This is a genomic window from Thioclava sp. UBA3469, assembly GCF_002378135.1.
GTDB classification, from domain to species: Bacteria; Pseudomonadota; Alphaproteobacteria; order Rhodobacterales; family Rhodobacteraceae; genus Thioclava; species Thioclava sediminum.
On record NZ_DFRG01000238.1, the window covers coordinates 2,954 to 3,327 of the forward strand.

The following is a 374-nucleotide window of genomic DNA, read 5'->3' on the forward strand; positions in this document are numbered from 1 at the left end:
GGAGGACAAGGTCCATGGACATAACGCAGCTTTTCTGGCTCTTCTTCATCTTCTCTGCGCTGCAACCGGTGCTTCAGCGCAGATATCTGGAGGCGATGCGCACCCGCAAGATTGCCCAGATCGAGAAGAAACGCGCGAGCCGCGTCATCTCGCTGATCCACCGGCAGGAGACCATGAACCTGCTGGGCTTTCCCCTGATGCGCTACATCGACGTCAACGATTCCGAGGAAGTCCTGCGTGCGATCCAGATGACCGACGACGAGGTGCCGCTCGATATCGTGCTGCACACGCCGGGTGGGCTGGTGCTGGCAGCAACCCAGATCGCGCGGGCCATTCAGGGCCATAAGGGAAAGGTCACCGTGTTCGTGCCGCAT

General features: G+C 60.2%; 1 protein-coding gene. It reads left to right on the forward strand.

Going from position 1 to position 374, the window contains the following annotated elements; translation table 11 throughout:
* Positions 1-14: 14 nt before the first annotated feature.
* On the forward strand, positions 15-374 hold a 360-nt coding region (locus B3D39_RS16975; protein WP_414718022.1), incomplete at its 3' end, for an SDH family Clp fold serine proteinase.